This window comes from Catenuloplanes indicus (genome assembly GCF_030813715.1).
In the GTDB taxonomy this organism is placed as follows: Bacteria; Actinomycetota; Actinomycetes; order Mycobacteriales; family Micromonosporaceae; genus Catenuloplanes; species Catenuloplanes indicus.
This window is the reverse complement of record NZ_JAUSUZ010000001.1, coordinates 1,539,302-1,564,260: the sequence shown is the minus strand read 5'-3', so window position 1 is coordinate 1,564,260 and position 24,959 is coordinate 1,539,302. Positions and strand designations below refer to the sequence as shown.

The window sequence follows — 24,959 nt, the reverse complement described above, 5'->3', positions numbered from 1 at the left end:
GCCGGGCCTCACCGGGCCAACCGGTGGCCCCGCCGTGACAGCCCGCCGGGACGGGGCAGGAGCACGCCGACCGCGACCCCGGCGGGTACGGTCCGGCGCGCGAACGCCCGGCCGCCGTGCCGCTGCGCCAGCTGCCGGACCAGCCACAGTCCGAGCCCGTGCATGCCGGCCGGCGGCGCGTCCCGGCGCAGCGCCCGGGCCAGCTCCGGCGTGGGCGAGCCCTCGTCGCAGACGATCAACAACAACGACCGGCCGCGGGTACGGGCGTGCAGCGTGATCCGGCCGTCCGCCGGCCCGTGCCGGACCGCGTTGCCGAGCAGGTTGGTCAGGATCTGCCGGGTGTGCCGGGGATGCACGCGGGTGCGCGCCGCCGACGCACTGACCCGCACCGACAGCCGCCCGTCCGGCACGGTGGCGGCGACGGCGGGCACGATCCGGCCGAGCGCGGCGGTCGTGGTGTCGTCCGGCGGCTCGCTGAGCCCTTCCACGATCGCCGCCGCGTGCCGCAGCAGCTCGTCCAGGTGCCGGGTGTGCGCGACGGCGAGCCGCGCCAGCGCCCGCCGGTCGTCACCAGCCCTCGGATCCGGTCCGGTCCCGGCTTCCGGGCCGTCTCCCGGCCGGTGCACCGGTCCTGAGCGGCCGGGACCCGCGGTCGCGGCCCGCCGGTGACCGGTCTCCCGGCCGACGTCGTCGCCATCGTCCGCGCCGTCCTCGCGGTCGAGGGCGCGCAGCAGCGAGCCCAGCATGGTGACCGGCGGGCGCAGCTCGTGACAGAGCGCGCGGAGCACCAGCATCTCGCCCGGTGGCCCGGCCTCCATCGACCGGTCGCCGGGGTCGGCCGCCGGCCGGGCGCCGGGATCGGTCGCGGGATCGGTCGCGGCACCGGAGCCGGCATCGGCCGCCCGGCCGCGCGGCGGGACGAGCCGGCGCGCAAGGCGCAGCAGCGGGCTCACCGGATCCGCCCGCATGTCCGCGCCGCGGGCGGGAATGCGCCCGGTATGTCATCCCCCGCCGTGCGTGTCGTGCTGATCGATGACCATCCGATGTTCCTGCAGGGAATGGAGCTGTTGCTGCCGAAGATCACCGACGGGCGGGCGACCGTGGTCGCCGCGACCCAGGACGCGGCCGCCGCGGCCGGGCTCGTCCTCCGTACCGTGGCGGATCTGGCCCTGGTGGATCTGCACATGCCGCCGCCGGGCGGTGTCCGGGCGATCGCGGCCATCCGGCGGACGGTGCCGCGGACGCGGATCGTGGCGATGTCCGGCGACGAGCACCCGGAGCCGGTGATCGAGGCGCTGCGGGCCGGGGCGGAGGGCTTCCTGCCGAAGACCACGGACGCGGAGGCGCTGCTCACCCCGTTGCTGTCCGTGCTGGACGGCTGGAGCGTGCTGCCCTCCTGGCTGCTCGGCTCGCTGATCACGCCCGCGCCGGCGAACCGGCCGGTGCCGGTGCGGCTGGACGAGGCGGAGCGGCGCCTGCTGCGGTCGATAGCGGCCGGTGCGACCACCACCGAGATCGCCGAGGAGCTGCACGTGTCCGAGCGCACGGTGAAGCGGCTGACCGCGGCGCTGCTGCGCCGGCTGCGGGTGACGAGCCGGACCGAGGCCGCGGCGCTGGCCGGGAGCACCGGCCTGATCTGAGGGCGCATCCGGACCCATCCCTTCGTAGCGAGCGGCGAGCGGGTGCCCGCCACGAAGGGATGCAAACAGGGATCAACCGGTGAACGTGCGGATCAGCAGGAACACGTTGAGCGCGATGATCAGACCGGCGACCAGCCAGGCCGCGGCCGTGGTGACCGGCCGGTTGACGTGCTCGCCGAGCACGTCCCGGCGCCGGGTCAGCAGCACCAGCGGGACCAGCGCGAACGGCACGCCGAACGACAGCACCACCTGGGACAGCACCAGCGCGGTCGTCGGGTCGACGCCGAGCATCAGCACCACCATCGCGGGCGCCATGGTCAGCCCGCGGCGCACGGTCAGCGGGATCCGCCGGCGGATGAAACCCTGCATGACCACCTGACCGGCGTACGTGCCCACGCTCGACGACGCGAACCCGGACGCCAGCAGCGCGAGTGCGAACGCGAGCGCGGCGGCCGAGTCCAGCGTGCTGCCGAGCGCCGCGTGGATGCCCTCCAGCGTGCCGGTGTCGCCGACCGCCCGCCCGTGGAACAGCCGCGCCGCGATCACCAGCATGGCCAGGTTGACCAGCCCGGCCGCGCCCAGCGCCAGCAGGATGTCGACCCGCTGGAAGCCCAGCGCGCGGCGCAGCTCGCGCGGTCCGGAGATGCCCGGCGTGCGCGTCTTGGCCAGCGCGGAGTGCAGGTAGATCACGTGCGGCATCACGGTCGCGCCGAGGATGCCGGTGGCCAGCAGCAGGCTGTCCGCGCCGGAGAACGACGGAACCATCCCGGCGGCCAGCGCCGAGCCCTCCGCGCCGGAGCGCAGCACGGTGTAGAGGAAACCGGCCAGGATCACGCCGAGCATGCCGGCGATCACCGACTCGAACGTACGGTAGCCGCGCTGTTGCAGGCTGAGCAGCGCGAACGAGACCACGCAGGTGATCGCGCCACCGACCGGCAGCGGGACGCCGAACAGCAGCGCCAGCGCCAGCGCACCGCCGATCACCTCGGCCAGGTCGGTCGCCATCGCCACCAGCTCGGCCTGCACCCACAGGCCGCGGCTGACCGGGCGCGGCAGGTGCGCGCGGCACAGTTCCGGCAGGTCGCGGCCGGTGACCAGACCGAGCTTCGCGGACAGCGACTGGACCAGCATCGCCATCAGGTTCGCCGCGACGATCACCCAGACCAGCTGGTAGCCGAACGCGGCGCCGCCGGTGAAGTTGGTGGCGAAGTTGCCCGGGTCCACGTACGCGACCGCGGCCACGAACGCGGGCCCGAACCACGGCGCGGCCCGTGCGACCCGGGTCCGCAGCGTGCCCGGTGCTACGGCGACGGCCTGCTCAACGGCCATCGCCGGCTCCGGCACGGCCGATGTTCCGGGTCGGGCCGGCGGCCCGGCCGGTGTTCCGTGCCGCACCGGCGACGCGGACGAATCCGGCGGCGCGGCTGGCGTCCCTCGCGCCGGCGGCGAGCCAGACGACGCCGAGCAGCGCGGCCGGTGCGACCGCGGCCGGTCCGGGCGTGGCCAGCAGCGCGATCAGATAAAGGCCGATGACGGCGGTACGGCCGAGCATCGCGATCGGCATGTCGTGCCCCCTCTCCTCGCGGGACCGACTTCCCGGCAGGGGCGGCCCGCGTGGGCCGACGCGTGACCCCGGGGGGACACGCGCCGGCCGGCCGGGTCACGGCTCGAAGACCGCGCGCACGCAGCCGTCCTCCTTGTCCTTGAACATCCGGTAGCCCTCCGGGCCCTGATCCAGCGGCATCACGTGGGTGGCCAGGTGCTCGGTCACCAGCTCGCCGCGCGCCATCCGGTCCAGCAGCATCGGGATGTAGCGCTGGCCGTGCATCTGCGCGCCGCGGACGGTCAGGCCCTTGTTCATCATCGCGCCGAGCGGGAACTTGTCGACGAACCCGGCGTAGACGCCGAGCACGAACACGCTGCCGCCCTTGCGGGCCTGGTAGATCGCGTCCCGGACCGCGGCCGGCCGGTCGGTCTGCAACCGCAGCTGCTGCTTGACCTGGTCGTACGCGTGCTGTGGGCCGGGCGTGTGCGCCTCCATGCCGACCGCCTCGATGCACACGTCCGGGCCGCGGCCGCCGGTCGCCTCCAGCAGCGCGGACCCGGTGTCGTCGCGCAGGTAGTTCAGCGGCTCCGCGCCGGCGAACTTCGCGGCCTGGTCGAGCCGGTTGTCGTACCGGTCGATGATCAGCACCCGTTCCGCGCCGAGCAGCACGGACGCGCGCGCGGCCATCTGCCCGACCGCGCCGGCGCCCCAGATCGCGACCACGTCACCCGGCCGCACGCCGCCGAGGTCCGCACCCATCCAGCCGGTCGAGGCGGAGTCGGAGGCGAACAACGCGCGCAGGTCGTCGACCTCGTCCGGGATGGTGAACGCGCCGACGTCGCCGAACGGCACCCGGATGTACTCGGCGTGGCTGCCGGCGAAGCCGCCCATCGCGTGCGAATAGCCGAAGCAGCCGCCGGGGGAGAAGCCCCACAGCGCCTCGGTGATCGCCGGGTTCGTGTTGCCGTTGTCGCACAGCGAGTAGAGCTCCTGGGAGCAGTACCAGCACTTACCGCAGGAGATGAACGAGCTGACCACCACCCGGTCGCCGACCCGGTGCTTGCGGACCTGCGCGCCGACCTCGACGACCTCGCCGACGAACTCGTGGCCGAGCACGTCGCCGCGGCTCATGAACGGGATGTAGCCGCCGATCAGGTGCAGGTCCGAGCCGCACGTGACGGTCTTGCGCACCTTCACCACGATGTCCTGCTCGTTGCGCAGCTGCGGGTCGGGCACGTCCCGGACCGCGAGCTTGTTCACGCCTTCCCAGCACAGTGCCTTCACAGCCGTCCCTCCTGACGTCCGTGCCGGGTCGCGTACGCCAGCGGCGCACCCAGCGGGGTGCGGCGCGTGGTCGGCGGTGCGTCCGGCAGCAGCACCTCACCGGTCTCCACCAGCGTCCGCGTCTCACGCAGCGCGCGGCGCAGCGCCCGCACCGCGTCCGGGCCGGCCTCCACGCAGCGTGCGGCGATCTCGGTGCCGCGTCCGCCGGGCGCCGGGCGCACCCGGACCTGGATCGCCTCGCCCAGGTCGTGCAGCGGCTGCGGCTGCGGCCCGACCTCCTCCGGCTCCCGGTTGACCGTGACGCTGTGCCAGCGGTCATCGGTGGCCCGGGCCCGCCGTATCCGCCGCGTGGCGGCGACCGCGGCCACCCCGGCCGCACCGCCCACCGCGATCGTGACAACCGCGCGTCTCATCTGCTGTCTCCTCTCGACGCCGAGCAGAGCGCGTGCCCCCGGAGTTCTGCTTCAAACGACGCGGTTCGACGGCATCCACGTGGGTACGCGCCGTCGCATGCAGACACGAGTGCGCGCACTGGGCCACCCGGTGCACCAGATGGTCATCGTCTTCCCGCTCGGTCTATTGGTGACCGGCGCGATCTTCGACCTGGTCCGGCTGGTCACCGGCAACGAGATCTTCGGCCAGGTCGGCTTCTGGAACATCACCGCCGGGCTGGTCGGCGCGATCGTCGCGGCCGTCACCGGCTGGCTGGACTGGACCAGCATCCCGGCCGGCACCCGGGCCAAACGGATCGGGCTGCTGCACGGCACGCTGAACGGCCTGGTGCTGGTGCTCTTCGCGATCTCCTGGCTGCTGCGCCTCGACGGCACGCACCAGCCGGGCGCGCTGCCGTTCACGCTCGAGGTGCTCGCGCTGGTCGCGGGCAGCATCGCGGCCTGGTTCGGCGGCGAGCTGGTCGACCGGCTCGGCATCGGCGTGCACGAGGACGCGCACCCGGACGCGGCCAGCTCCCTGACCTGAGACATCAGTCCGAAGGAGAGGAGGAGTCATGAGTGATCGACCGGAACGCGGTGCCGCCGAGGACGGCTACGGCGTGCCCGAGACGGAGACCGAGGAGCGGGCGCATCAGAAGCCGCCGAGCGAGCCGGACCCGGACCGGGCGGAGGAGACCGAGGAGTGACGCGAGCGGTGGGCGCGGCTTCGGGCCGCGCCCACCGCCCTCAGTTCGCCTTCGCCGTGGCCGATGCGGACGGTGCGGGCTCCGCGGCGAACTCCGGGTGGTCGGTCAGGAACGCGGCGAGCGTGCCGTCCTTCGCGGCCCGCAGCATGTCCATCGACGTCGGGTCCAGCACCTCGAAGTACGTACCGTTGATGATCTGGGTGTTGGTCTTGCCGGCGTTCGTCTTGAGCAGCACCATGTCGTCGGCGCGCAGGCCGCGGAGCGTGAAGACGTAGTCCGCGACCGCGGCGTCGCCGGTGTCCAGCACGAACGCGTCACCGGCCGCGGCGACCAGGTCGTTGAGCCGGCTCAGGTCGGTGAGCACGCCGCGGGTGGTCGCCTTCTCGACGATCGCCTTGATCAGCTGCTGCTGGTGCTGCTGGCGGTCGTAGTCGCCGTTCGGCAGGCTCTTCCGGATGCGCGAGTAGTCCAGCGCCTCGGTCGAGCTCATCGTGCGGCAGCCGGCCCGGTGTACGAAGGGCTGCACGCCGTACGGGAGCTGAATGCCGTACGCCTCGGAGTACCAGCCCTGCACGAGCTTGCCCTCGGAGTCGACGCCCAGGTGCGCGGACTCGGCCGGCTCCGCGACGCACATCTCCACGCCGCCGAGCGCGTGGATCACGCTGGCGAACCCGTTGAAGTCGATGATCGCGGCACCGTTGAACTGGATGCCGGTCGCCTTGTTGAGCGTGGTCGCCAGCAACTCCATGCCCCGGCCGAGCTTGGTCAGCCGGTCACCGCCGCCCGCGTACCCGGCCGAGAACGCGGTATTGACCTTGTCGCTGAGCCCGGCGAAGTTGTTCTTCGGGTACGCCGGGACGTCGACCAGCCAGTCCCGCGGGATCGAGATCAGGTACGCCTTGTCGTGCGTCTCCGGGATGTGCAGGATGATGATCGTGTCGGAGCGCACCGAGTCACCGTCGCTGCCGCCGCCGTCCGCCCGGGCGTCGATGCCGACCAGCAGCAGGTTTATCGCGCCGTCGATCGCCTCACCCGGCTCGCGCTTCGGCGCCCTGGCGTCCCCCTCGATCAGCGTGGTCTGCGGGATCGACTCGGTCGCCTGATTGATCAGCACCCGCGCGCCGATCACCGTTCCGGCGCTCGCCACGACCAGCACCGCGGCGAGAATGAGCACGATCCGCGCCCAGAACGGAATCTTTCGCCCGAATGCCATCCCCGGTGCTCCCCCCTCGGTGTGACGTTCCTGTTCCCTGTTGACATCTCGGGAAGTCGTCTGGAGCCTAAATCGATCCGCAAAGCGACGCACGTCACACCCTTGCCATCGTCAACCGTAAATGACTAGCGTGGCGTCTTCCGGCGTTCTCCGGCTTTCGGGAGTGTGCACATGGTTCGCACGGACCCGCTGTGGGCGCGACTGCTCGTGATATTCGGCGCGGTGCTGATCGTCCTGAGCGGTGGCACGCTGGTCGCGGCACACACCGTGATCAACCGGGTGACCGGGTCGTTCACGCCGGGTTCGCTGCTTGAGGGCGCCGCGGACGCGCAGGACGGCCCGGCCGGCAACGACATCGACGGCGCCGTCAACCTGCTGCTGGTCGGCATCGACGCCCGGCCGGAGGGCTCCTCGGAGACCGCCGTGCTGTCCGACACCATCATTGTCCTGCACATTCCGCAGACGCATGACCAGGCGTACCTGATCTCCATACCGCGGGACTGGCTGGTGGAGATCCCGCCGTACGGGAAGGCCGATTTCGCGGGTGGCGCGTACAAAATCAATTCCGCCTTCTCGTACGGATATCAGGTCGAAGGGACGGAACTGGAGAAACGCTCCAGCGGCATGACGCTGCTCTCCACCACGCTCAACAAGGCCACCGGCATCCGCTTCAACGGCGCCGCGATCATCGACTTCGCCGGCTTCGCCGGCGTCATCCACGCGCTCGGCGGCGTCGACATGTGCGTCGACGAGGAGGCCGAATCCGCCCACCTCGGCGTCGACGCCGCCGGCAAACTCGTCCAGGGCTGGTACTCCGAGGACTACGGCATCCAGCTGCCGGCCGGCGTCACGCCGCTGGTCCACAAGAAGGGCTGCCGGAAGATGAACGCCACCGAGGCCCTGGACTACGCCCGCATCCGCAAGAGCCTCAGCGACGGCGACTACGGCCGCCAGCGCCACCAGCAGCAGCTCATCAAGGCGATCGTGAAGCAGGCGACCTCACGCGGCGTCCTCACCGACCTCGGCAAGCTGGACAGCCTGGTCAAGGCGGCCGGCGACGCGTTCGTCCTGGACACCGGCGGGGTGCCGCCCGCGGACTTCCTCTTCACGTTCAAGGGCGTGGCCGCCAGCGACCTGACACTGATCAAGACGAACGCCGGGAACGTGAACACGGTGCTGGTCGACGGGATCGCCTACGAGGACCTCGACGCCAAGTCCCTGCAGATGCTCGCGGCGGCGAAGTCGGGAACGCTGAGCACGTTCCTGATCGAGAACCCACAGTTCATCGCCCGATCCTGACCGCGGAGCTCGGGTCTCCTCAGCCCCGGGTCGGCGGGCCCCGGAAACGACAGCGGGTGGCCCAGCGGCGGGAATCCGCTGGCCACCCGTGAGCGTCGTCGTCGGGGGACGTCAGGACTTGAAGGCGTCCTTGACGTGCTCGACGGCCTGCTTGACGTGGGAGCTGCTCTGGTCGGCCTTGCCCTCGGCCTCGAGGTCGCGGTCGTCGGTAGCGCGGCCGACGTGCTCCTTGACCTTGCCGCCGGCTTCCTCGACCTTGTTGTCGATCTTGTCATCGGTGCCCATGACGACCTCCGTGTGGTGCAGGCCCGAATCGGTTCCGGGCCGTTCACTGTTCCGGCTACCCGGGGTGCCGGTCCCGGAAACCACACGGTGGTCAGTCGTCGCCCTCCAGACCGGACCAGCCGGCCGGCGACTCGGGTTCGGCGGAGTCGTCCGTACCCGCGGTGATGTCCTTGCCGACCGCGGTGTCCTCGTGCTCGGCGGCGAAGTCCGGGTCGGGGTCGGTCAGGTCGCCGGCGGGCTGGCCGAGCGGTGGCAGCTTGTCGGGGGGAGTCATGAGGGGCGGCTTCCCGGCCGGCGGCCCGGTAAACGCTCGCATGATGCGCACGGCGCCGGGTAGGGGAGGGAGAACCCGATGAAGGAGGTTCACCATGCCGGCCCGTGAGGACATGCCGAGCACGCTGAAGCGCTCGCCGAAGAAGGCACAGGACACGTACGCGAAGACGCACGACTCGGCCGTGGAGCAGTACGGGGAGGGTGAGCGCGCGCACCGGACCGCGTTCTCCGCGGTCAAACACTCGTTCGAGAAGGTGGGCGACCACTGGGAGCCGAAGGAGAAGAAGGGGCCGAGTGACGCGAAGGCGGCGGGCGGGCGGGCCACGCGGGCGAGGACGGCCGGCGGGGTGGACGCGAACGCCAGCAAGGCGCACCTGATGGACGTCGCGAAGCGGCTGGAGATCCGAGGGCGGTCGCGGATGACGAAGCCGGAACTGGTCGACGCGATCCAGAAGGCGAACGACGCCAGCACCCGGAAGGCGCGTGGCGGGCGCTGACACCGTCACCGTACCGTCATGATCCTGGGTGTGGTTCGTCAATCCGGCGGCGCAGTGTGGGGTCACATGCGAGACGAGCCCCTCTCGAGTGACGAGCGCCGCCGGTTCGACGAGATCGTTGCCGGCCTGACCCAGGACCCGCCGCCGGGACCGCAGGTGCTGCGGATCTACGCGCTGGCCGCGCTGCTGGTCGTGGTGGCGTGGGCGCTGCTGCTGGCCATGGTGCTGCGGGTAGGGATGGCGGCGGCCGCGATCACCGCCGGCCTGCTGCTCCTGATGCCACTGACCACCCGCCGTCTGACCCGCCGCCTGAACCGCCGCCGCTGACGGCGGCCGGAGCCGGGAGCCGCCGCTCGATGTTCGCTTCGTGCCGTCTCGTGCACGGTTATGTTTCGTTCTGTTGACATCTGGAATAAAGATCAGTCAATGTGGATCGGCAACGTCGTCGCCCGTGATGGGAGCACCGATGCCGCGTCCGCCTCTGGGGCCGTTTCTGCTGGCCGCCCTGCTGGTCCTATCGATTTTCGTCGTCCCCTCCGGCCCGGCGTCCGCCGCGGCGGCCACTGTGCACGGTCTGAAGGGCGAATACTTCCGGATGTCCGCGCCCGGCGCGCGGGACTTCGCCGAGCCGGGCGGCGTGCTGCTCGACCCGAACATCGACCTGCCCGGCCTGGCCGGCACCTTCCAGTCGCTGACCGGGCGGACCGAGCACACCACGGCCCGCTGGACCGGCAAGCTCACCGCGCCGGCCACCGGTGACTACACGTTCCACCTGATCGGCGACAACGGCTTCCGGTTCTTCCTGGACGGGCAGCCGGTGATCGACCACTGGGTCGGCGACTGGGACGTGGAGCAGACCAGCGCGCCGGTCCGGCTGACCGCGGGTGAGGCGCACGACGTGCGGATCGAGATGTTCCAGGACATCGGCGGCGCGAACCTGTACCTGCGCTGGTCGGGCGCCGGGCTCTCGAAGCAGATCGTTCCGGAGAGCGCTTTCACGCCGCCGGACGGCTTCCAGGTCTTCCCGGTGACGTTCGCCGTGGCGAAGGACGGCCGCACGCTGACCGCCGACTTCCAGGGCCGGGTGGAGACCGCGCCGTCGGCCGCCAGCCTCAAGGTCGAGGTCGACACCGTGCCGATGCCGATCGCGGCGGTGAGCGCCAGGAACGACCGCCTCACCGTCACGCTCGCCGAGAAGGTGCTCAAGGACCAGCGCGTCCGGGTCACCTACGACGGCGCGGGCGGCCTGGTCGTGGGCGGCGAGACCGTACCGCTGGTGATCCGCTCAGCGGCGAACGCCTCGACGCAGCGCCTGACCACGCCGTGGGGTGACAGGGTCGACCGGAACAAGCCGCTGCCGGAGTACCCGCGTCCGCAGCTGATCCGCAAGGACTGGCTGAACCTGAACGGCCCGTGGGAGTTCGCGGGCGCGGAGGCCGGTGCGGCGCCGGTCTTCGGCAAGCGGCTGGACGAGCGGATCATCGTGCCGTACCCGGTGGAGTCGCTGTTGTCCGGCATCGAGCGGCGCGAGGACCACATGTTCTACCGCAAGCTCGTCACCGTCCCGAGTGACTGGTCCGGCAAGCGGATCAAGCTGAACTTCGGCGCGGTCGACTACCACGCGAAGGTCTGGGTGAACGGCACGCCGGTCACCGAGCACACCGGCGGGTACACCGCGTTCACCGCGGACATCACGGACGCGCTGCGCGGCCGCGGCCCGCAGGAGATCATCGTCGCGGTCACCGACACCACCGGCAACGACCAGCCGAAGGGCAAGCAGTCGCTGAACCCGGGCGGCATCGTCTACACGCCGTCGTCCGGCATCTGGCAGACGGTGTGGCTGGAGCCGGTCGCCACGACCGCGATCGACGACCTGGTCACCACGCCGGACGTGCCGAACTCGGCGCTGACCGTCACGGTCCGTGCCAGGACGAATGCCGCGGTCACCGCGACCGCGCTGGACCGGCAGGGCCGCCGCGTCGGCACGGTGAGCGGTACCGCCAACACGCCGCTCACCCTGAAGATCACCAACCCGCGGCTGTGGAGCCCGGACGACCCGTACCTCTACGACCTCGACGTCACGCTCACCCAGGGCCGCAGCACCGACCGGGTCCGCGGCTACTTCGGCATGCGGCAGATCGAGGTGAGCACGGTCGGCGGCTTCCCGAAGCTGGTGCTGAACGGCAAGCCGGTCTTCTCGCTGGCCACGCTGGACCAGGGCTTCTTCCCGGACGGCCTGTACACCGCGCCGACCGACCAGGCGCTGCGCTTCGACCTGGAGGAGACCAAGCGGCTCGGCTTCAACGCGGTCCGCAAGCACATCAAGGCCGAACCGGCCCGCTGGTACCGGCACGCCGACGAACTCGGCCTGCTGGTCTGGCAGGACTTCGTCTCCGCGACCATCCGCACCACGGCCGGCCAGGACGCGTTCCTGCGCCAGGGCCGGGAGATGATGAGCCAGTTCCACAACTTCCCGTCGATCATCGGCTGGGTGGTCTTCAACGAGGGCTGGGGCGAGTGGGACCGCACCGCCACCGGGCAGATCGCCGACCAGGTCAAGGCCGCCGACCCGTCCCGGATCGTGAACGCGCACTCCGGCGTGAACTGCTGCGACTCCAAGGGCGACTCCGGCCGCGGCGACGTCATCGACCACCACGACTACAACAACACCGACCCGGCGTTCCCGGACGCGACCCGCGTCGCGATGGACGGCGAGCACGGCGGCTTCACGCTCCGCACGCCCGGTCACATGTGGCCCGGCGTGCCCACCGTGATCTACAGCGGCGTCGCGGACAAGGCCGCGCTCACCGCGAAGTACGTGGACAACACCGGCCGCTTCTACCTCGAGGCCGCGGGCGCGGAGCTGTCCGGTTCGGTCTACACCCAGATCACCGACCTGGAGAACGAGCTCAACGGCCTGTGGACGTACGACCGGCGGGACCTCAAGGTGGACGCGGCCGCGGTCCGGGCGATCAACCAGAAGGTGATCGCGGCCGGTGCCGCCGCGGGCGACGACGCCACGTTCCCCGGACGGGGTGACTGGGCGCTGGACGAGAACACCGGCACGGTCGCCCGCGACACCAGCGGCAGCCGGGCCGACCTGACGCTGACCGGCGACACCCGGTGGGTGCCGGGCGTGTCCGGCTCCGCGCTCGCGTTCGACGGCGACGGCGACGCGGCCGAGACCGCCGGCCCGGTCCTGGACACCTCCGGTTCGTACACGGTCGCGGCCTGGGTCTCCCTGGACGAGCTGCCCGGCAACTACGCCTCGGCGCTCAGCCAGGACGGGCGCCGCACGGAGAGCCCGTTCTACCTGCAGTACGGCCAGGGCGCGTTCGCGTTCAGCACCCCCGGCGGCAACCGGGCCCGGCACGTCGTCACGCCGGACCTGCACCGCTGGTACCACCTGGCCGGCGTCCGCGACGGCAACCAGATCCACCTCTACGTCGACGGCGTCCGGGTCGCCACCACCACGGCCGGCCCGGTCACGGTCAGCACCGGCGCACTGGCGGTCGGCCGAGCGAAGTACGCCGGCACCGAGACCGACTGGTGGTCCGGCAGCATCGACGACGTCCACGCCTACGGCCGCGCCCTCACCGAGGCCGAGGTGGCCGCGCTCGTCACCGCCGGACGCCGCTGACCCGCGGGGTGCCCGGCCGCCAGTCCGGCCGGGCACCCCCGTCCCGTGGCCCGGGAGCCGGCGATCAGAGTTCCACCAGGACCTTGCCGCGATTGCCGGAGCGGTCCACGTAGAGGCTCTGGTACGCGGCCGGGATCTCGTCGAAACCGCGGTAGATCGTCTGCCGGAAGCGCAGCTCGCCCCGGCGGATCATGCCGCCCAGCTCGTCCCGCATCGCCGTGAGGTTCTCCTCCGTGAACCACTCGTGCGCGAAGATGCCGCGGATGGTGGTGCGCGGCTGCATGATGTACGGCAGCAGCCGCGGCCCGGTGTAGTCGCGGTTCACCTGGGTCGCCCACTGCCAGCAGACGGCGACCTGACTGTGCACGGTGAGCATGCCGAAGACCACGTCGGTGATCGTGCCCCCCAGGTTGTCGAAGTACCGGTCGACACCGTTCGGCGCGGCCTTGAGCAGCTCCTCCCGGACCCGGTCCGGGTCGTCGCCGTGCCGGAACGGCACCACCGCGTCGAACCCGAGGTCGGTGAGGAAGCCGGCCTTCTCCGGCGACGAGGTCGTCCCCACCACCCGGGCACCGGCCCGCTTCGCCAGCTGGCCGACGATCGTGCCGACCGCGCCCGAGGCACCGCTGATCACCAGCGTGTCGTCCGGCCGGATCGTCATGAAGTGCGCGAGCGTACCCCAGGCCGTGATCCCCGGGCCGCCCATCACGCCGAGGGCGGTCGCCACCGGCAGCACGTCGTCGTAGTGCGCCGGGTTCAGCAGGCGGTACGCCGGGAACACCATCGGGAAGGACTCGCCCTGCCAGAGCACCTCGCCGCCGGTGCCGATGACGTGGCTGCGCCACCCGCCGTAGCCCTGGACGAGGTCGCCGGCCCGGAACGCGGCGTCCGGCCCGGCCTCGACCACCTCCATGATCGAGTCGGCGATCATGTGCTCGCCGATCGGGGTCTCCAGCGCGAGCCCGTGCAGGTACGGGTCGACCGACACGTACCTCGTCCGGAACAGCATCTCGTCGGCCCGGAGCGTGACCGGCACGTCCTCGACGACCTTCTCGTAGATCTTCTCGGTGTTCGGCAGCCCGTCCAGGTGCCGGCGGACGACCCACTTCTCGATCCTCATGTCATGCTCCTTGGCTGGTGAGGGCGGATGTACGCGCGGGGGGCACGGGAACCATGAGTTGCGTCGGCTCCGGTGCGGTGTCGTCGATGCTCGCGGTGAACGGCCGGCCGTCGTCACGGCAGATGAACTGGACGACGTGCCGCCCGCTGGCGACCGCGCGGATCAGGCCGCCGATCGTGGTCCAGACGCCGGCGAGGTAGAAGTTGGACAGTCCGGGCAGCACCGGCCCGTTCTTCTCCAGCTCCTTCTCCATGTCCTCGCCACCGTCGACGAACGGCAGCCAGCCGGCGATCGAGCCGTCGTGGTTCGCGGTGTAGCGGATCTGGGTGAGCGGCGTGGAGACGTCGTAGGTCACGACCGCGTCGCGGAACCCGGGGAAACGCTTGTCCAGCAGCTCCATCAGCGCGTCCCGGATCTCGCGCTTGGCCGTGTAGTAGGCGCGGCCCCGGCGTACCCGCAGGGTGTGCAGCTCTTCGCCCTTGCGGACCCGGCTGGCCTGCTCGGGGCCGTCGGCCAGCGCCCGCCAGGCCGCGACGTCGGAGAAGTACGTCACGAAGACGACGGTGGTCCGGTCCGGCGAGTGCTCGGGGTAGTGCTTGCTGCGGAACTGCACGTTGATGCTGGGATGCTCGCCCATCCCCAGCAGGCCGGTGGACTCCTCCGCGGTGAGCAGGTGCGTGGTGCACGGGTCCTCGTCCGGGAACGGCCGGTCGAGGGCGAAGAACGCGCTGACGTAACCGGGGTAGGTCTGCCCGGGCTCGTTGATCGTCTCCTCGTAGAGCCGCCGGTAGGTCTCGTTGACGTAGCGGCCCTTCAGCATCCGGGTCACCGCGGTGTGGCCGTCGCAGGCCGCGACCACGATGTCCGCGTGGTACTCGCGCCCGTCGCTGAGCCGCACCCCGACCGCCCGGTCGTCCTCGACCAGGATCTCCTCCACCTTCGCGTTGTAGGTGATCTCGCCGCCGAGCCGCTGGTAGCGCCGTTCGATCGAGCGGGCCAGTTCCAGCGACCCGCCCTCGGGCACGCCGGCGGTCTGCCCGGCGTGCGCGCCGAGCTGGAAGTAGAACGGCAGCAGCGGGAAGGCGGGGTGCCGCTCGTACAGGATGAAGTTGAACGCCTCGCGCAGCAGCGGGTCCTTGAACCTCGCGGAGTAGTCGGTCATCAGCGTGGTGAGCGCCTTGCGCACGGTGTTCCAGTGCGGGAGGAAGACGGCGAGCATCCGCCAGCGTTCCAGCCGGCCCATCAGACCCGGGGGCTTGAGGAACGGGTACGCGTTGAGCAGCTTCTTGAACGTGCGCACGCCATCGCAGAACTCGCGGATCAGCCGCGCGTCCGCGGGCGAGTGCTCCAGCAGGTGCGCCTCCAGCCGGTCCGGGTCGGAGTAGAAGTAGACGGTCCGGCCGTCCCGTCCCCGTACGTTGTTGAACGTCTCGAAGGTACGCATCTGCTTGCCCTGCAACGCGCCCAGTTCGAGCCAGATCTGGTACATGTCGTTGCCCGGCCCGCTGCCGAGCAGCCAGCTCACGCACCAGTCGAAGGTGAACCTGCCCTGCTCCCACGAGGTGCAGCAGCCGCCGGGCAGTTCGTGCATCTCCAGGATCCGGGTCCGGTACCCGTTCATCCGGGCATAGCTGCCCGTGGCGAGACCGGCCAGGCCACCGCCGATGATGATCATTGTTTCCCGCCGGGAAACCTCTTCTGACATGTGCGTCGACATCCCCTCGAAGTCGGGCCGGTCAGCTGGGGGCGCCCAGGACCTGGCGGATCAGTGCGGCGTTGCGGGCGGCGTGCTCCAGGTCGAGCATCTCGGCGTGCGTACCGGACCCGGTCAGCAACTCGTCCCGGTGTGCCGACGCGCCGGCCCAGCTACCCCGCTCGCCGGCCGCGTAGAACGCGGTCTTGTCCTGGTCGCTGAGCACCGTGACGGTCGCCGCCACCGTGCCGGTGTTCGGCGTGCGGCTGCAGAACTCGATGTACTCGCGGGCCTGCTCCCGGGTCTCGCGCGCCACGATCTCCGACCCGGTGTGCCGGAACAGGTGCTCGGCGAGCTCGCGCTCGAACGCCGCGAACTGTTCCGGCCCGAACTCGAACGTCTCCGCGACCCGGTACGAGTCGACGATGATCACGTGCGGTACGGTCCGGCCCCGGCCCTCCAGCTCCTTCGCCACCTCGAAGGCCAGGTTCCCGCCGAGCGAGTAGCCGAGGAGCGGGCACGGGCCGTCCGGCCGGAGCCGCTCCACCAGATCCGCGTAGCGGGCCACCCGGTCGTCCCCGCCCAGGTGGTTGAACCCGACGATGCCCAGTTCCGGCAACTGCGCCGCGAGCTGGCGGTACACCAGCCCGTGCCCACCGGCCGGCGGGAAGCAGAACAGCGCCGGGCCGGCCTCGGGATTGAACGTCAGGTACGGCTGCCCGCCGCTGAGCCGCCCGGTGACGATCTGCTCGACCGTGCCGGCCATGCCGCGCAGCGTGGTGATCCGGAACAGCCGGCTCACCTGGATCTCGATGTTGAACTCCTGCCGGAGCCGGTAGATCAGCTCGACGAGCTTGATCGACGTGCCGCCGGCCTCGAAGAAGTCCAGCCGCAGATCGGGCTCGCAGCCGAGCATCTCCCGCCAGTGCGCGGCCATCCGCACCTCGTACAGCGTGACCGGCGGCTCCGGCTCGCCGTCCCCGATCTCCGCGCGCGGTGCCGGCAGCGCGGCCGTGTCGACCTTGCCGTTCGGGGTCAGCGGCAGCACGTCCAGCGCCATGACGTGCGTGGGGATCATGAAGTTCGGCAGCCGGTCGGCGAGCCATCGCCGCACCTGCCGCGCGCCGGCCACGGACCCGCCGGCCGCCGGCACCCAGTAGGCGCACAGCGCGGGCTCGCCGGTGGCGTCCGGCCGGACCACGACCACCGCGTCCGCCACCTCCGGCCGGCTCAGCAGGTGTGACTCCACCTCGCCGGTCTCGATCCGGTGGCCGCGCACCTTCACCTGGTTGTCGGCGCGGCCGAGCAGGTGCAGGACCCCGTCGGCGTCCCACCGGCCCAGGTCACCGGTGCGGTAGAGGCGCACCGCGGCCGCGCCCGGGCGACGGCTCAGCGTCCGGGTGACGAAGCGCCGCGCGGTCTGCTCCTGGTCGCCCGGATAGCCGTCCGACACGCCGTCCCCGCCGACCCAGAGCTCACCGGGGACGCCGGGCGGCACCGGCTCACCGTGCGGGTCGAGCAGGTAGACCGCGCTGTTCGGGAAGGGGCGGCCGATCGGCACCATCCGGCCCGGCTCCAGCCCGTCCGCCGGGCCCTCAAAGCAGGTGGTGTCGATCGTCGCCTCGGTCAGCCCGTACGAGTTGACCACCCGGGTGCCGGTACCGCAGACCGCGCGCAGCCGCTCGTACTCCTCCACCTTCCAGACGTCCGAGCCGACCACCAGCAGGCGCATGAAGTCCAGCCGCAGCCCCTCCCGCTCGCAGTGGGCGAGCAGGCCGCGGACGACCGCGGGCACGAACTCGCCGCAGTCGACCCGTTCCTCGGTCATCGTGCGGTACAGGCGGGCGGTGTCGAGCAGCAGATCCCGGCCGGCCAGCACCAGGCTGCCGCCGGAGCAGAGCGCGCGGACCAGGTCGCCGGTGAAGACGTCGAACGCGACGCCGGCCATCTGCAGGTGCACCCGGACGTCGTCGGCCAGCCGGTACTCGTCGCGCCAGCCGGCGTACACGGCGGCCAGGTTGCGGTGGGTGACCCGGACCGGTTTCGGCACGCCCGTCGACCCGGAGGTGTAGATGACGTAGGCCGGATCGTCCAGTCCCACCCGCACGTCGAGTGGTGCGCCGGTCTCCGCCTCGGCCAGCAGCGCGGACACGTCCAGCGCCGGGCCGGTCAGGTGCTCCCGGCCGGCCTCGTCGGCGAGCACGAGCGCCGCACCGGCGTGCTCCACCATGTAGGCGAGGCGCTCCGCCGGGTATCCGGGGTCCAGCGGCAGGTAGGCGCCGCCGGCCCGGAGAACCGCGAGGATCGACGTGATCAGGTCCGCGGACTTGTCCTGGCACAGCGCGACCACCGTGCCGGTCCGGACGCCGAGGTCGCGCAGCCGATGGGCGAGCGCCCGGGACCGGCGCTCCAGCGCCGCGTAGGTCAGCCGCTCCGCCGGACCGGACACGACCGCCTCCGCCTCGGGCCGGGCCGCGGCGGCCGCGACCACCAGCTCGTGCACCGGCCGGTCGTACCCGGCCCGCCGGCCGGCGCCGCTCCAGCGGTCGAGGATCCGCTCCCGTTCGTCGTCCGCGAGCATGTCCAGCGCGGTGATCGGCGTGCCCGCGGGCGCGGCGGTCAGCGAGTCCAGCAGCCGCACGTAGTGCCCGGAGATCCGCGCGATCGTCTCCGGCCGGAACAGGTCGGTGTTGTACTTGAACACGCAGTGGAACCGCCCGTCCGCCTCCTCCTCGTAGACGGACAGCGTCAGGTCGAACTGGCCCTCCTCCTCCGGCAGCTCGATGTACTCCAGCCGGTATCCGTACTTCTCCGTCGCGACCTTGTGCGTGAGCAGGATGAACATCGCCTGGAAGACGGCCGACCGGCTCGGGTCGTGCTGCAGGCCGAGCTGCTCCACCAGCAGCACGAACGGGTACTCCTGATTGTCCAGTCCGTTGAGGACGGTCGAGCGCACCTGGGCCAGCAGCTCACCGACGGACGGGTCACCGGCCAGATTCGCCCGCAGCGGCAGCGGGTTGACGAAGTAGCCGTAGACCGAGGCGAACTCCTCCTGGGTACGGCCGGTCACCGGGCTGCCCACGATCACGTCGTCCTGCCCGCTGTACCGGTGCAGCAGCACGTAGTAGGCGGAGAGCAGCACCATGAACGGCGTGACGTTGTGCTCCCGCGCGGTGGCGTGCACCCGCGCGCTGAGCTCCGGGTCGAGCGTGAAGAACTCGGACGCGCCGTTGTGGGTCTGCACGGCCGGCCGCGGATGGTCGGTGGTCAGGTTGAGCGCCGGCACCTCGGCCGGCAGGTGCGCCGTCCAGTAGTCGAGCGAGCGCTTCGCCTGCGGGCTCGCCAGGAACCGGGACTGCCAGTTCAGGAAGCCGAGGTACGAGGACCGCACCGGCGGCAGCGTCACCGGCTCCTTGCGGCGCAGTCCCTCGTAGACGGCCAGCAGCTCCTCGATGAACGTGAACGTGGAGATGGCGTCCGAGATGATGTGGTGGACGGCCTTCATGATGATCCACCGGTCGTCGTCGCGCCGGAACAGCCGGAAGCGCAGCAGCGGGTCGTGCTCCAGGTCGTACGGGCGCCGGTACTCCCGGATGATCGCCTGGTAGACGTCGTCCCACTCCGCGTCCCGTACGTCGAACAGGGCCACGTCGGCCCGCGGCTCCACGGAGATGCGCTGCACCGGCCGGCCCTGCTCCATCAGGAAGTTCGCCCGCAGGCTGGGGTGCCGGGCGATGAGCACCCGCACCGCCTCGAACATCAGGTCCGGCTCGATCGCCACCCGGACCTCGACCGCCCCGCCGATGTTGTAGGCGAAACCGTCCGGGTCGAGCTGCTTGAGGAACCACAGCGCGTTCTGGTTCTGCGTGAGCGGATATCTGGCCTCGTCCGCGTGGACGGTCACGTCCGCGGCGGTGACGTCCCCGGCGTCCAGCACCTCGATCAGGCCCTGGTGCGCCTGCCCGATCAGGTCGGTGACCGAGGCGCCGCTGAGCAGCGCGACCACCGGCAGGGCGACGTGCAGCTCGGCCGTGATCCGGGCGCGCAGCTCCATCGCGAGCAGCGAGTCGAGGCCGAGCGCGGTGACGCCGGCCGACAGGTCGATCGCGTCCGCGGGGGTGCGGAGCACGTCGGCCACCACCGCGACGAACCGCTCGGTGAGCATCCGCCGCCGGTCCTCGTCGCCTGCGTCGCGGAACTCCTCCAGGAAGCCGCCGTGGTCGGTGGCCGGCGTCTGGGCGGCGCTCGCGGCCAGCTCGGCCACGAGCGCGGGCGGGCGGTCGTACCAGGACAGGAAGACCGGCCAGTTGACCACCGTCGCGACCAGCAACTGCGCGCGGTCCGCTCCCGCGACCCGCTCGAGCACCGCCATCCCGGCGGCCGGCGACAGCGAGTGCATGCCGCGGCTGTTCCGGTAGTGGTCGACGAGGCCCAGCTCCTCGATCATGCCGGTGGCCCACGGCCCCCAGTCCAGGCTCAGCGCCGGGCGGCCGGTCGCCCGCCGGTGGTGGGCGAGCGCGTCGAGGAACGCGTTGCCGGCGGCGTAGTTCGTCTGGCCGGCCGTGGTCAGCAGCGACGCGACGGACGCGAACAGCACGAAGTGGTCGAGCGGCTCGTCGCCGAGGTGCCGGTGCAGCAGGTAGGCGCCGATCACCTTCGGGTCGTACGCGGCGTCGAACGCGTCCCGGTCCATCTGCCCGACGCGGACGTCGCGGACCTGGCCGGCGAGGTGGAACACGCCGCGGATCGGTGCGGATCGCCGCCGCCGGTACTCGTCCAGCCAGCCGGTCAGCGCCCGCTCGTCGGTGACGTCCACCCGGGCCACCACCGGCTGGCAGCCGAGCTCCTCCAGGCCGGTCAGGAACGCGATCCGGTCCCGGGTCGCGTCGTCCCACCCGGCGTCGTCCCACTGCTCGCGGGGCGGCACCGGCGTGCGGCCGGCCAGGACGAGGCGGCGGGCGCCGCGGCGGACGAGCGTCCGGCACAGCAGCCGGCCGAGCGCACCGAACGCGCCGGTGACCAGGTAGGCGCCGTCCGGGCGCAGTCGTAGCGGCAGCGGGCGGTGCAGCCCGTCCGCCGGCCGCAGCCGGCTGGTGAACCGGTGCTCGCCGCGCAGCGCGACCTCGTCCTCGTCGTCGTGGGCGAGCTCGCGCAGCAGCGCCGCCGCCTCGGCGCGCGGGCCCGCACCCGCGGCGCCGAGATCCACGAGCTTCCCGCGGTGCCCGGTCAGCTCCTGATCCCGCAGGACCCGGGCGACGCCCCAGGCCGGCGCGCCGGCCGGCTGCGTCACGCCGGTGCCGTCCACCGGCTGGCTGCCCCGGGTCACGACGTGCAACCGGCCACCGGGCTCCTCGCCGGACAGTGCCTGGGCGAGCGCGACGAGCGAGTAGGCGCCGAGCGCGCCGCCGCCGGGCAGGTCCGCGGCGGTGCTCGTGCCGAAGTCCGGCAGGTCCAGGTTCCACAGGTGCAGGACGTGCCCGGCCGGTCCGCCGCCGGCACGCAGGCCGTCGAGCACGCGGCGCAGGTCCTCGGCGGAGTCCGGCCGTACCACCGAATGATCGTGATCGGTCCGGAAGGCGGTGCCGGGCCGGACCAGGTGGCAGTGCCCGCCCCGCGCGGTGACCAGGCCGGCGAACTCCTCCGCCAGGCCGGTGCCGTCGGCCAGGACCAGCCACCGGTCGCCGGTCACCGGTGCCGCGTCGGGCAGCTCCGGCAGCGGCAGCCACACCGGTTCGGTCAGCCAGCCGTCGATCGTGGCGACGCTCACCGCCGACGACGCCTTCTCCACGTCCGCGGCCCGGAAGGCGCCGACCGTGCCCAGCGGCGTGCCGTCCGCCGCGTAGATCCCCAGGTCGCCGACCAGCTCGTCGGCGTCATGCCGGACGATCGTGGCGTGCACCCACAGCTCGCGGTCGCCGAACGCGTCCAGGCTGACCTCGCCGATGGACAACGGCAGCCGGATGCCGGTCCGCCGCTCGCCGTCCGCGCCGGACTCCAGCAGTTGCGGGGTCAGCAGCGTCTGGAACGCGGCGTCGAGCAGCGCCGGATGTGCGTGGAAATCCGCCGCGGTGCCGTCCAGCGCGGCGGGTGGCCGGAGCCGTGCCAACGCCTCGTCCGGGCCGATCCACACCTCCGCGATGGCCTGGAACGCCGGGCCGTACTGGTAACCGTGCGCGGCGAGCCCGGCGTAGCACTCCGCGGCGTGCAGGTGCGTCGTGGTGCGCCCGCGGACGGCCGCGACGTCCAGCGGCGGTGTGCCGTCGTGCGGCCGGCCGGCGGTCAGCACCCCGGTGGCGTGCACCGCGGGTTCGGCGCCGTCCGCGGTGAGCGAGGCCACCGTGAATCCGCCGTCCTCCGCGGCGACGCTGGTCTGCACGGTCCGGGTCTCGCCGCCGGGCAGGAACAGCGCCTTGCGCAGCTCGACGCCGGTCAGCGTGGCCCGGCCCCCGCCGGTGATCGCGCGGGCCGCCTGCACCGCCATCTCCAGGTAGCCGGCGGCCGGGAAGACGACGTTGCCCTGGATACGGTGATCGTCGAGGTAGGGCGCGGCCTCGGTGTCCAGCTTCGCCTCCCAGACCGGACCGGTGGTGGCCATCCGCCGGCCGAGCAGCTGGTGGTCGCGCCGGCCGAGCCGGATCTGGGCGACCGGGGCCGGCTCCACCCAGTAGCGGTCGGTCTTGAACGGGTACCGGGGCAGCGGCACCTGCGTGCCGGCCGGCTGGAGGACGTCCCAGGCGATCGGGAAACCCTCGTTGTGCAGCGCGGCCAGTGACGTGAGCATCCGTTCCGGCTCGTTCTCGGCACGCCGGATCGACGGCAGCGTCCGGCCGTGGGTGTCGCGCGCGGCCAGGCACTCCTGGATCGAGTGGCCGAGCACCGGATGCGGGCCGATCTCCAGGAAGAGCCGGTACCCGTCGCCGATCAGCCGGTCGGCCGCGGCGCCGAAGCGAACGGTGTCGCGCACGTTCCGCCACCAGTAATCGGCGTCGAGCTCCGGGCCGTCGGCGATGCCGTCCGTCCCGGTCAGGTAGAGCGGCACCCGGGCCGGGCGCGGTGCCAGCCCGGCGAGCGAGGAGAGCAGCTCGTCCTTGATCGCCTCCATCCGCGCGCTGTGGTACGGCACCCGGACCGAGAGGAACTTGGCGAAGGTCTGCTCCGCCTGGAGCGCGCCGGCCAGCTCGGCCAGGGCGTCCTCGTCGCCGGCGAGCGTGACCGCGCCGGGGCTGTTGACCGCGGCCACCGAGATCCGGTCGCCGTAGGGCAGCACCCGCGCCCGCGCCTCCGCCTCGGTCAGGCCGGCCGCGAGCATGGTGCCGGTGCCGACCAGCTTCTGCTGCAGCCGGCTGCGGTGCACGACCACCCGCACCGCGTCCTCCAGCGAGTAGACGCCGGCCTCGTAGAACGCGGCCACCTCGCCGGTGCTGTGCCCGACGACGGCGTCCGGGCGGATGCCGTAGCTGCGCCACAGCGCGGCGAGCCCGATCTGGACCGCGAAGTTCGCCGGCTGGGCCAGCCAGGTCTCCGCCATGTTCGAGTCGGCCTCGTCCGCGTTCAGCTCGTCCACCAGCGACCAGCCGGTCAGCCGCCGGAACACCCAGTCGCACCGCTCGACGGTGGCCCGGTAGACGGACTCGGTCTCGAACAGCTCGCGGCCCATCGCCCACCACTGCGGGCCCATGCCGGTGAACACCCACACCAGGCGCTGGTCCGCCGGGTCGCGGCGCTGGCCGGTGAGGACCCGGGGATGCGGCTCGCCGCGCACGTACGCGCCCAGCGCCTCGTCCAGCGACTCGCGGGAGGAGTAGACGATCGACAGCCGGGCGTCGTGGTGCTGACGGCGGCGGGCCAGCGTGTAGCCGAGGCCGGCCAGGTCGGTGCCGCCGGCCAGTTCTGCGTGGATGTCGGCGGCGAGTCGCGGCAGCACGGCCGGGTCGCGGGCGGTCAGCGGCAGGATCGTGTGGCCCGGCGGCACCGCGGCCGGGGCGGGGACGGCGCGCTCCGGGGCCTCCTCCAGCAGCACGTGCGCATTGGTGCCGCCGAAGCCGAACGAGTTGACCCCGGCGCGGGCCGGTCCCGTGTGCGCCGGCCAGGGGACCGGCGCGGTGGGGATCTCGAACGACAGGGACGCCTCGTCGATCGCGGGGTTGAGCCGCTCGAGGTTGATGTGCGGCGGGATGACCCGGTGCTTGAGCGCCAGTGCGGTCTTGATCAGACCGGCGACGCCCGCGGCCGACTCGGTGTGCCCGATGTTCGTCTTGACCGAGCCCACGTAGCAGCGCTCGCCCGGGGCCCGGCCGATGGACAGCGCGCGGCTGAGCGCGTTCGCCTCGATCGGATCACCGACCGGGGTGGAGGTGCCGTGCGCCTCGATGTACTGCAGGTTTCCCGGGGTGATGCCGGCCTCGGCGCAGACCCGCTCGATCAGCGCGGTCTGGGCGTCCGCGTTCGGGACCGTGATGCCGTTGCTGTGGCCGTCCTGGTTGACGCCGCTGCCGGTGATCACCGCGTGGATCGGGTCGCCGTCACGCAGCGCGTCGGACAGTCGTTTCAGCACCACGACCCCGACCCCCTCCGCCCGTACGTAGCCGTTCGCGGACGCGTCGAAGGTGCGCGAGCGGCCCTCCGGTGACAGGAATCCGCCCTTGGTCTCGGCGATCGTGTACTGCGGAGTCAGGTGCAGCAGCGTGCCGCCGGCCAGCGCGACCCGGCTCTCGCCGCGCAGCAGGCTCTGCCGGGCCAGGTGCACCGCGACGAGGGAGGAGCTGCACGCGGTGTCGATCGACAGGCTGGGCCCGCGGAAGTCGAAGCAGTACGAGATCCGGTTCGAGACCATCGTCATCATCGTGCCGGTCGCGGTGTGCGCCGCCAGCGTCTCGAAGCTGAGGTCGGCGAACTGGAGGATCTTGTAGTCCAGCGTGAACGCGCCGACGAAGACGCCCACGTCCGTGCCGGCCAGCTCGCCCGGGATCTGCCCGCCGTCCTCCAGCGCCTCCCAGGCGACCTCCAGCAGCTTGCGCTGCTGCGGATCCATGTGCTCGGCCTCGCGCGGGCTGATCCCGAAGAAGGCCGGGTCGAACTCGGCCATCCCGTCGATGTAGCCGCCTCGCCCGCCGACCAGCCGGCCCGGTTTGGTCTTGTCCCGGCTGCCGAGCGTGCCGACGTCGTACCGGTCCGCGGGAGTGTCGGTGATGCAGTCCTTTCCGTCGATCAGGTTGCTCCAGAACGACCGGTGGTCCGAGGCCCCGCCCGGCAGCCGGCAGCCGATGCCGACGATGGCGATCTTCTCGGCCTGCTCCGGGGACGTGGCGTCAAGGGAGTGGCTCATTGTCAT

Annotated in this window: 18 protein-coding genes; 7 read left to right on the top strand and 11 right to left on the bottom strand. The window is 72.0% G+C overall.

Annotated elements, in window-relative coordinates; translation table 11 throughout:
- Nucleotides 1-8: 8 nt before the first annotated feature.
- Complete coding sequence (locus tag J2S42_RS07335) at nt 9-968, bottom strand: sensor histidine kinase (protein ID WP_307236548.1); 960 nt, start codon at nt 966-968, stop codon at nt 9-11.
- Between the two features lie 45 nt (nt 969-1,013).
- Here J2S42_RS07335 and J2S42_RS07330 point away from each other — a divergent pair, with 45 nt between their 5' ends.
- Entirely contained in the window at nt 1,014-1,640 is a 627-nt protein-coding gene (locus J2S42_RS07330; protein WP_307236545.1) for a response regulator, read from the top strand.
- Nucleotides 1,641-1,712: 72 nt separating this feature from the next.
- On the opposite strand, the gene J2S42_RS07325 is transcribed toward J2S42_RS07330, so the two are convergent.
- The 4 genes from J2S42_RS07325 to J2S42_RS07310 form a co-directional block, all read right to left on the bottom strand.
- The gene (locus J2S42_RS07325; protein WP_307236542.1) at nt 1,713-2,969 is read right to left on the bottom strand and encodes an Nramp family divalent metal transporter; all 1,257 of its coding nucleotides are present in this window, start codon (nt 2,967-2,969) and stop codon (nt 1,713-1,715) included.
- Nucleotides 2,959-3,204: a hypothetical protein gene (locus tag J2S42_RS07320; RefSeq protein WP_307236539.1), complete on the bottom strand. Its 246-nt coding sequence runs from the start codon at nt 3,202-3,204 to the stop codon at nt 2,959-2,961. Before J2S42_RS07320 ends, J2S42_RS07325 begins: the two co-directional genes overlap by 11 nt.
- A 96-nt stretch (nt 3,205-3,300) precedes the next feature.
- A complete protein-coding gene (locus J2S42_RS07315; RefSeq protein WP_307236536.1) occupies nt 3,301-4,470 on the bottom strand; it encodes a zinc-dependent alcohol dehydrogenase in 1,170 nt (389 codons plus the stop codon).
- Nucleotides 4,467-4,883 carry a hypothetical protein gene (locus J2S42_RS07310; protein WP_307236533.1) on the bottom strand — a complete coding sequence of 139 codons (417 nt, stop codon included), beginning with the start codon at nt 4,881-4,883 and terminating at the stop codon, nt 4,467-4,469. Before J2S42_RS07310 ends, J2S42_RS07315 begins: the two co-directional genes overlap by 4 nt.
- Before the next feature lie 97 nt (nt 4,884-4,980).
- Between J2S42_RS07310 and J2S42_RS07305 the strand changes: the two genes are divergently transcribed.
- Together J2S42_RS07305 and J2S42_RS07300 are read left to right on the top strand one after the other, a co-directional pair.
- Nucleotides 4,981-5,448 carry a DUF2231 domain-containing protein gene (locus J2S42_RS07305; protein ID WP_307236530.1) on the top strand — a complete coding sequence of 156 codons (468 nt, stop codon included), beginning with the start codon at nt 4,981-4,983 and terminating at the stop codon, nt 5,446-5,448.
- Between the two features lie 28 nt (nt 5,449-5,476).
- Nucleotides 5,477-5,608: a hypothetical protein gene (locus J2S42_RS07300; protein WP_307236528.1), complete on the top strand. Its 132-nt coding sequence runs from the start codon at nt 5,477-5,479 to the stop codon at nt 5,606-5,608.
- A 40-nt stretch (nt 5,609-5,648) separates the two neighbouring features.
- Here J2S42_RS07300 and J2S42_RS07295 read toward each other — a convergent pair whose 3' ends face one another.
- Entirely contained in the window at nt 5,649-6,821 is a 1,173-nt protein-coding gene (locus J2S42_RS07295) for an LCP family protein (RefSeq protein WP_307236526.1), read from the bottom strand.
- A 171-nt stretch (nt 6,822-6,992) separates the two neighbouring features.
- Between J2S42_RS07295 and J2S42_RS07290 the strand changes: the two genes are divergently transcribed.
- The gene (locus tag J2S42_RS07290; protein WP_307236523.1) at nt 6,993-8,120 is read left to right on the top strand and encodes an LCP family protein; all 1,128 of its coding nucleotides are present in this window, start codon (nt 6,993-6,995) and stop codon (nt 8,118-8,120) included.
- Nucleotides 8,121-8,231: 111 nt separating this feature from the next.
- Here J2S42_RS07290 and J2S42_RS07285 read toward each other — a convergent pair whose 3' ends face one another.
- Together J2S42_RS07285 and J2S42_RS07280 are read right to left on the bottom strand one after the other, a co-directional pair.
- Nucleotides 8,232-8,405, bottom strand: a complete 174-nt coding sequence (locus J2S42_RS07285; protein ID WP_307236520.1) for a CsbD family protein — start codon at nt 8,403-8,405, stop codon at nt 8,232-8,234.
- 91 nt (nt 8,406-8,496) lie between these two features.
- Nucleotides 8,497-8,679 carry a hypothetical protein gene (locus tag J2S42_RS07280; protein WP_307236517.1) on the bottom strand — a complete coding sequence of 61 codons (183 nt, stop codon included), beginning with the start codon at nt 8,677-8,679 and terminating at the stop codon, nt 8,497-8,499.
- 94 nt (nt 8,680-8,773) lie between these two features.
- Here J2S42_RS07280 and J2S42_RS07275 point away from each other — a divergent pair, with 94 nt between their 5' ends.
- From J2S42_RS07275 to J2S42_RS07265, 3 genes are all read left to right on the top strand, one after another.
- The gene (locus J2S42_RS07275) at nt 8,774-9,175 is read left to right on the top strand and encodes a ChaB family protein (RefSeq protein WP_307236515.1); all 402 of its coding nucleotides are present in this window, start codon (nt 8,774-8,776) and stop codon (nt 9,173-9,175) included.
- A 66-nt stretch (nt 9,176-9,241) separates the two neighbouring features.
- Nucleotides 9,242-9,502, top strand: coding sequence for a hypothetical protein (locus J2S42_RS07270; RefSeq protein WP_307236512.1), 261 nt, complete (start codon nt 9,242-9,244; stop codon nt 9,500-9,502).
- A 139-nt stretch (nt 9,503-9,641) separates the two neighbouring features.
- Entirely contained in the window at nt 9,642-12,815 is a 3,174-nt protein-coding gene (locus J2S42_RS07265; RefSeq protein WP_307236509.1) for a LamG-like jellyroll fold domain-containing protein, read from the top strand.
- A 64-nt stretch (nt 12,816-12,879) separates the two neighbouring features.
- On the opposite strand, the gene J2S42_RS07260 is transcribed toward J2S42_RS07265, so the two are convergent.
- From J2S42_RS07260 to J2S42_RS07250, 3 genes are read right to left on the bottom strand one after another with little or no spacing between them, the layout of a single operon-like run.
- A complete protein-coding gene (locus J2S42_RS07260) occupies nt 12,880-13,935 on the bottom strand; it encodes an MDR family NADP-dependent oxidoreductase (RefSeq protein ID WP_307236506.1) in 1,056 nt (351 codons plus the stop codon).
- Nucleotide 13,936: 1 nt separating this feature from the next.
- Nucleotides 13,937-15,640, bottom strand: coding sequence for a phytoene desaturase family protein (locus J2S42_RS07255; RefSeq protein WP_307236504.1), 1,704 nt, complete (start codon nt 15,638-15,640; stop codon nt 13,937-13,939).
- A gap of 31 nt (nt 15,641-15,671) precedes the next feature.
- Nucleotides 15,672-24,953, bottom strand: coding sequence for a non-ribosomal peptide synthetase/type I polyketide synthase (locus tag J2S42_RS07250; protein ID WP_307236501.1), 9,282 nt, complete (start codon nt 24,951-24,953; stop codon nt 15,672-15,674).
- Between the last annotated feature and the right edge of the window lie 6 nt (nt 24,954-24,959).

Coding starts and splice junctions, on each gene's coding strand:
- J2S42_RS07255 (WP_307236504.1), bottom strand. CDS start 15,640: ATGTCAGAAGAGGTTTCCCGGCGGGAAACAATGATCATCATCGGCGGT.
- J2S42_RS07275 (WP_307236515.1), top strand. CDS start 8,774: ATGCCGGCCCGTGAGGACATGCCGAGCACGCTGAAGCGCTCGCCGAAG.
- J2S42_RS07290 (WP_307236523.1), top strand. CDS start 6,993: ATGGTTCGCACGGACCCGCTGTGGGCGCGACTGCTCGTGATATTCGGC.
- J2S42_RS07250 (WP_307236501.1), bottom strand. CDS start 24,953: ATGAGCCACTCCCTTGACGCCACGTCCCCGGAGCAGGCCGAGAAGATC.
- J2S42_RS07325 (WP_307236542.1), bottom strand. CDS start 2,969: ATGGCCGTTGAGCAGGCCGTCGCCGTAGCACCGGGCACGCTGCGGACC.
- J2S42_RS07305 (WP_307236530.1), top strand. CDS start 4,981: ATGCAGACACGAGTGCGCGCACTGGGCCACCCGGTGCACCAGATGGTC.
- J2S42_RS07285 (WP_307236520.1), bottom strand. CDS start 8,405: ATGGGCACCGATGACAAGATCGACAACAAGGTCGAGGAAGCCGGCGGC.
- J2S42_RS07270 (WP_307236512.1), top strand. CDS start 9,242: ATGCGAGACGAGCCCCTCTCGAGTGACGAGCGCCGCCGGTTCGACGAG.
- J2S42_RS07260 (WP_307236506.1), bottom strand. CDS start 13,935: ATGAGGATCGAGAAGTGGGTCGTCCGCCGGCACCTGGACGGGCTGCCG.
- J2S42_RS07320 (WP_307236539.1), bottom strand. CDS start 3,204: ATGCCGATCGCGATGCTCGGCCGTACCGCCGTCATCGGCCTTTATCTG.
- J2S42_RS07295 (WP_307236526.1), bottom strand. CDS start 6,821: ATGGCATTCGGGCGAAAGATTCCGTTCTGGGCGCGGATCGTGCTCATT.
- J2S42_RS07310 (WP_307236533.1), bottom strand. CDS start 4,883: ATGAGACGCGCGGTTGTCACGATCGCGGTGGGCGGTGCGGCCGGGGTG.
- J2S42_RS07280 (WP_307236517.1), bottom strand. CDS start 8,679: ATGACTCCCCCCGACAAGCTGCCACCGCTCGGCCAGCCCGCCGGCGAC.
- J2S42_RS07300 (WP_307236528.1), top strand. CDS start 5,477: ATGAGTGATCGACCGGAACGCGGTGCCGCCGAGGACGGCTACGGCGTG.
- J2S42_RS07265 (WP_307236509.1), top strand. CDS start 9,642: ATGCCGCGTCCGCCTCTGGGGCCGTTTCTGCTGGCCGCCCTGCTGGTC.
- J2S42_RS07335 (WP_307236548.1), bottom strand. CDS start 968: ATGCGGGCGGATCCGGTGAGCCCGCTGCTGCGCCTTGCGCGCCGGCTC.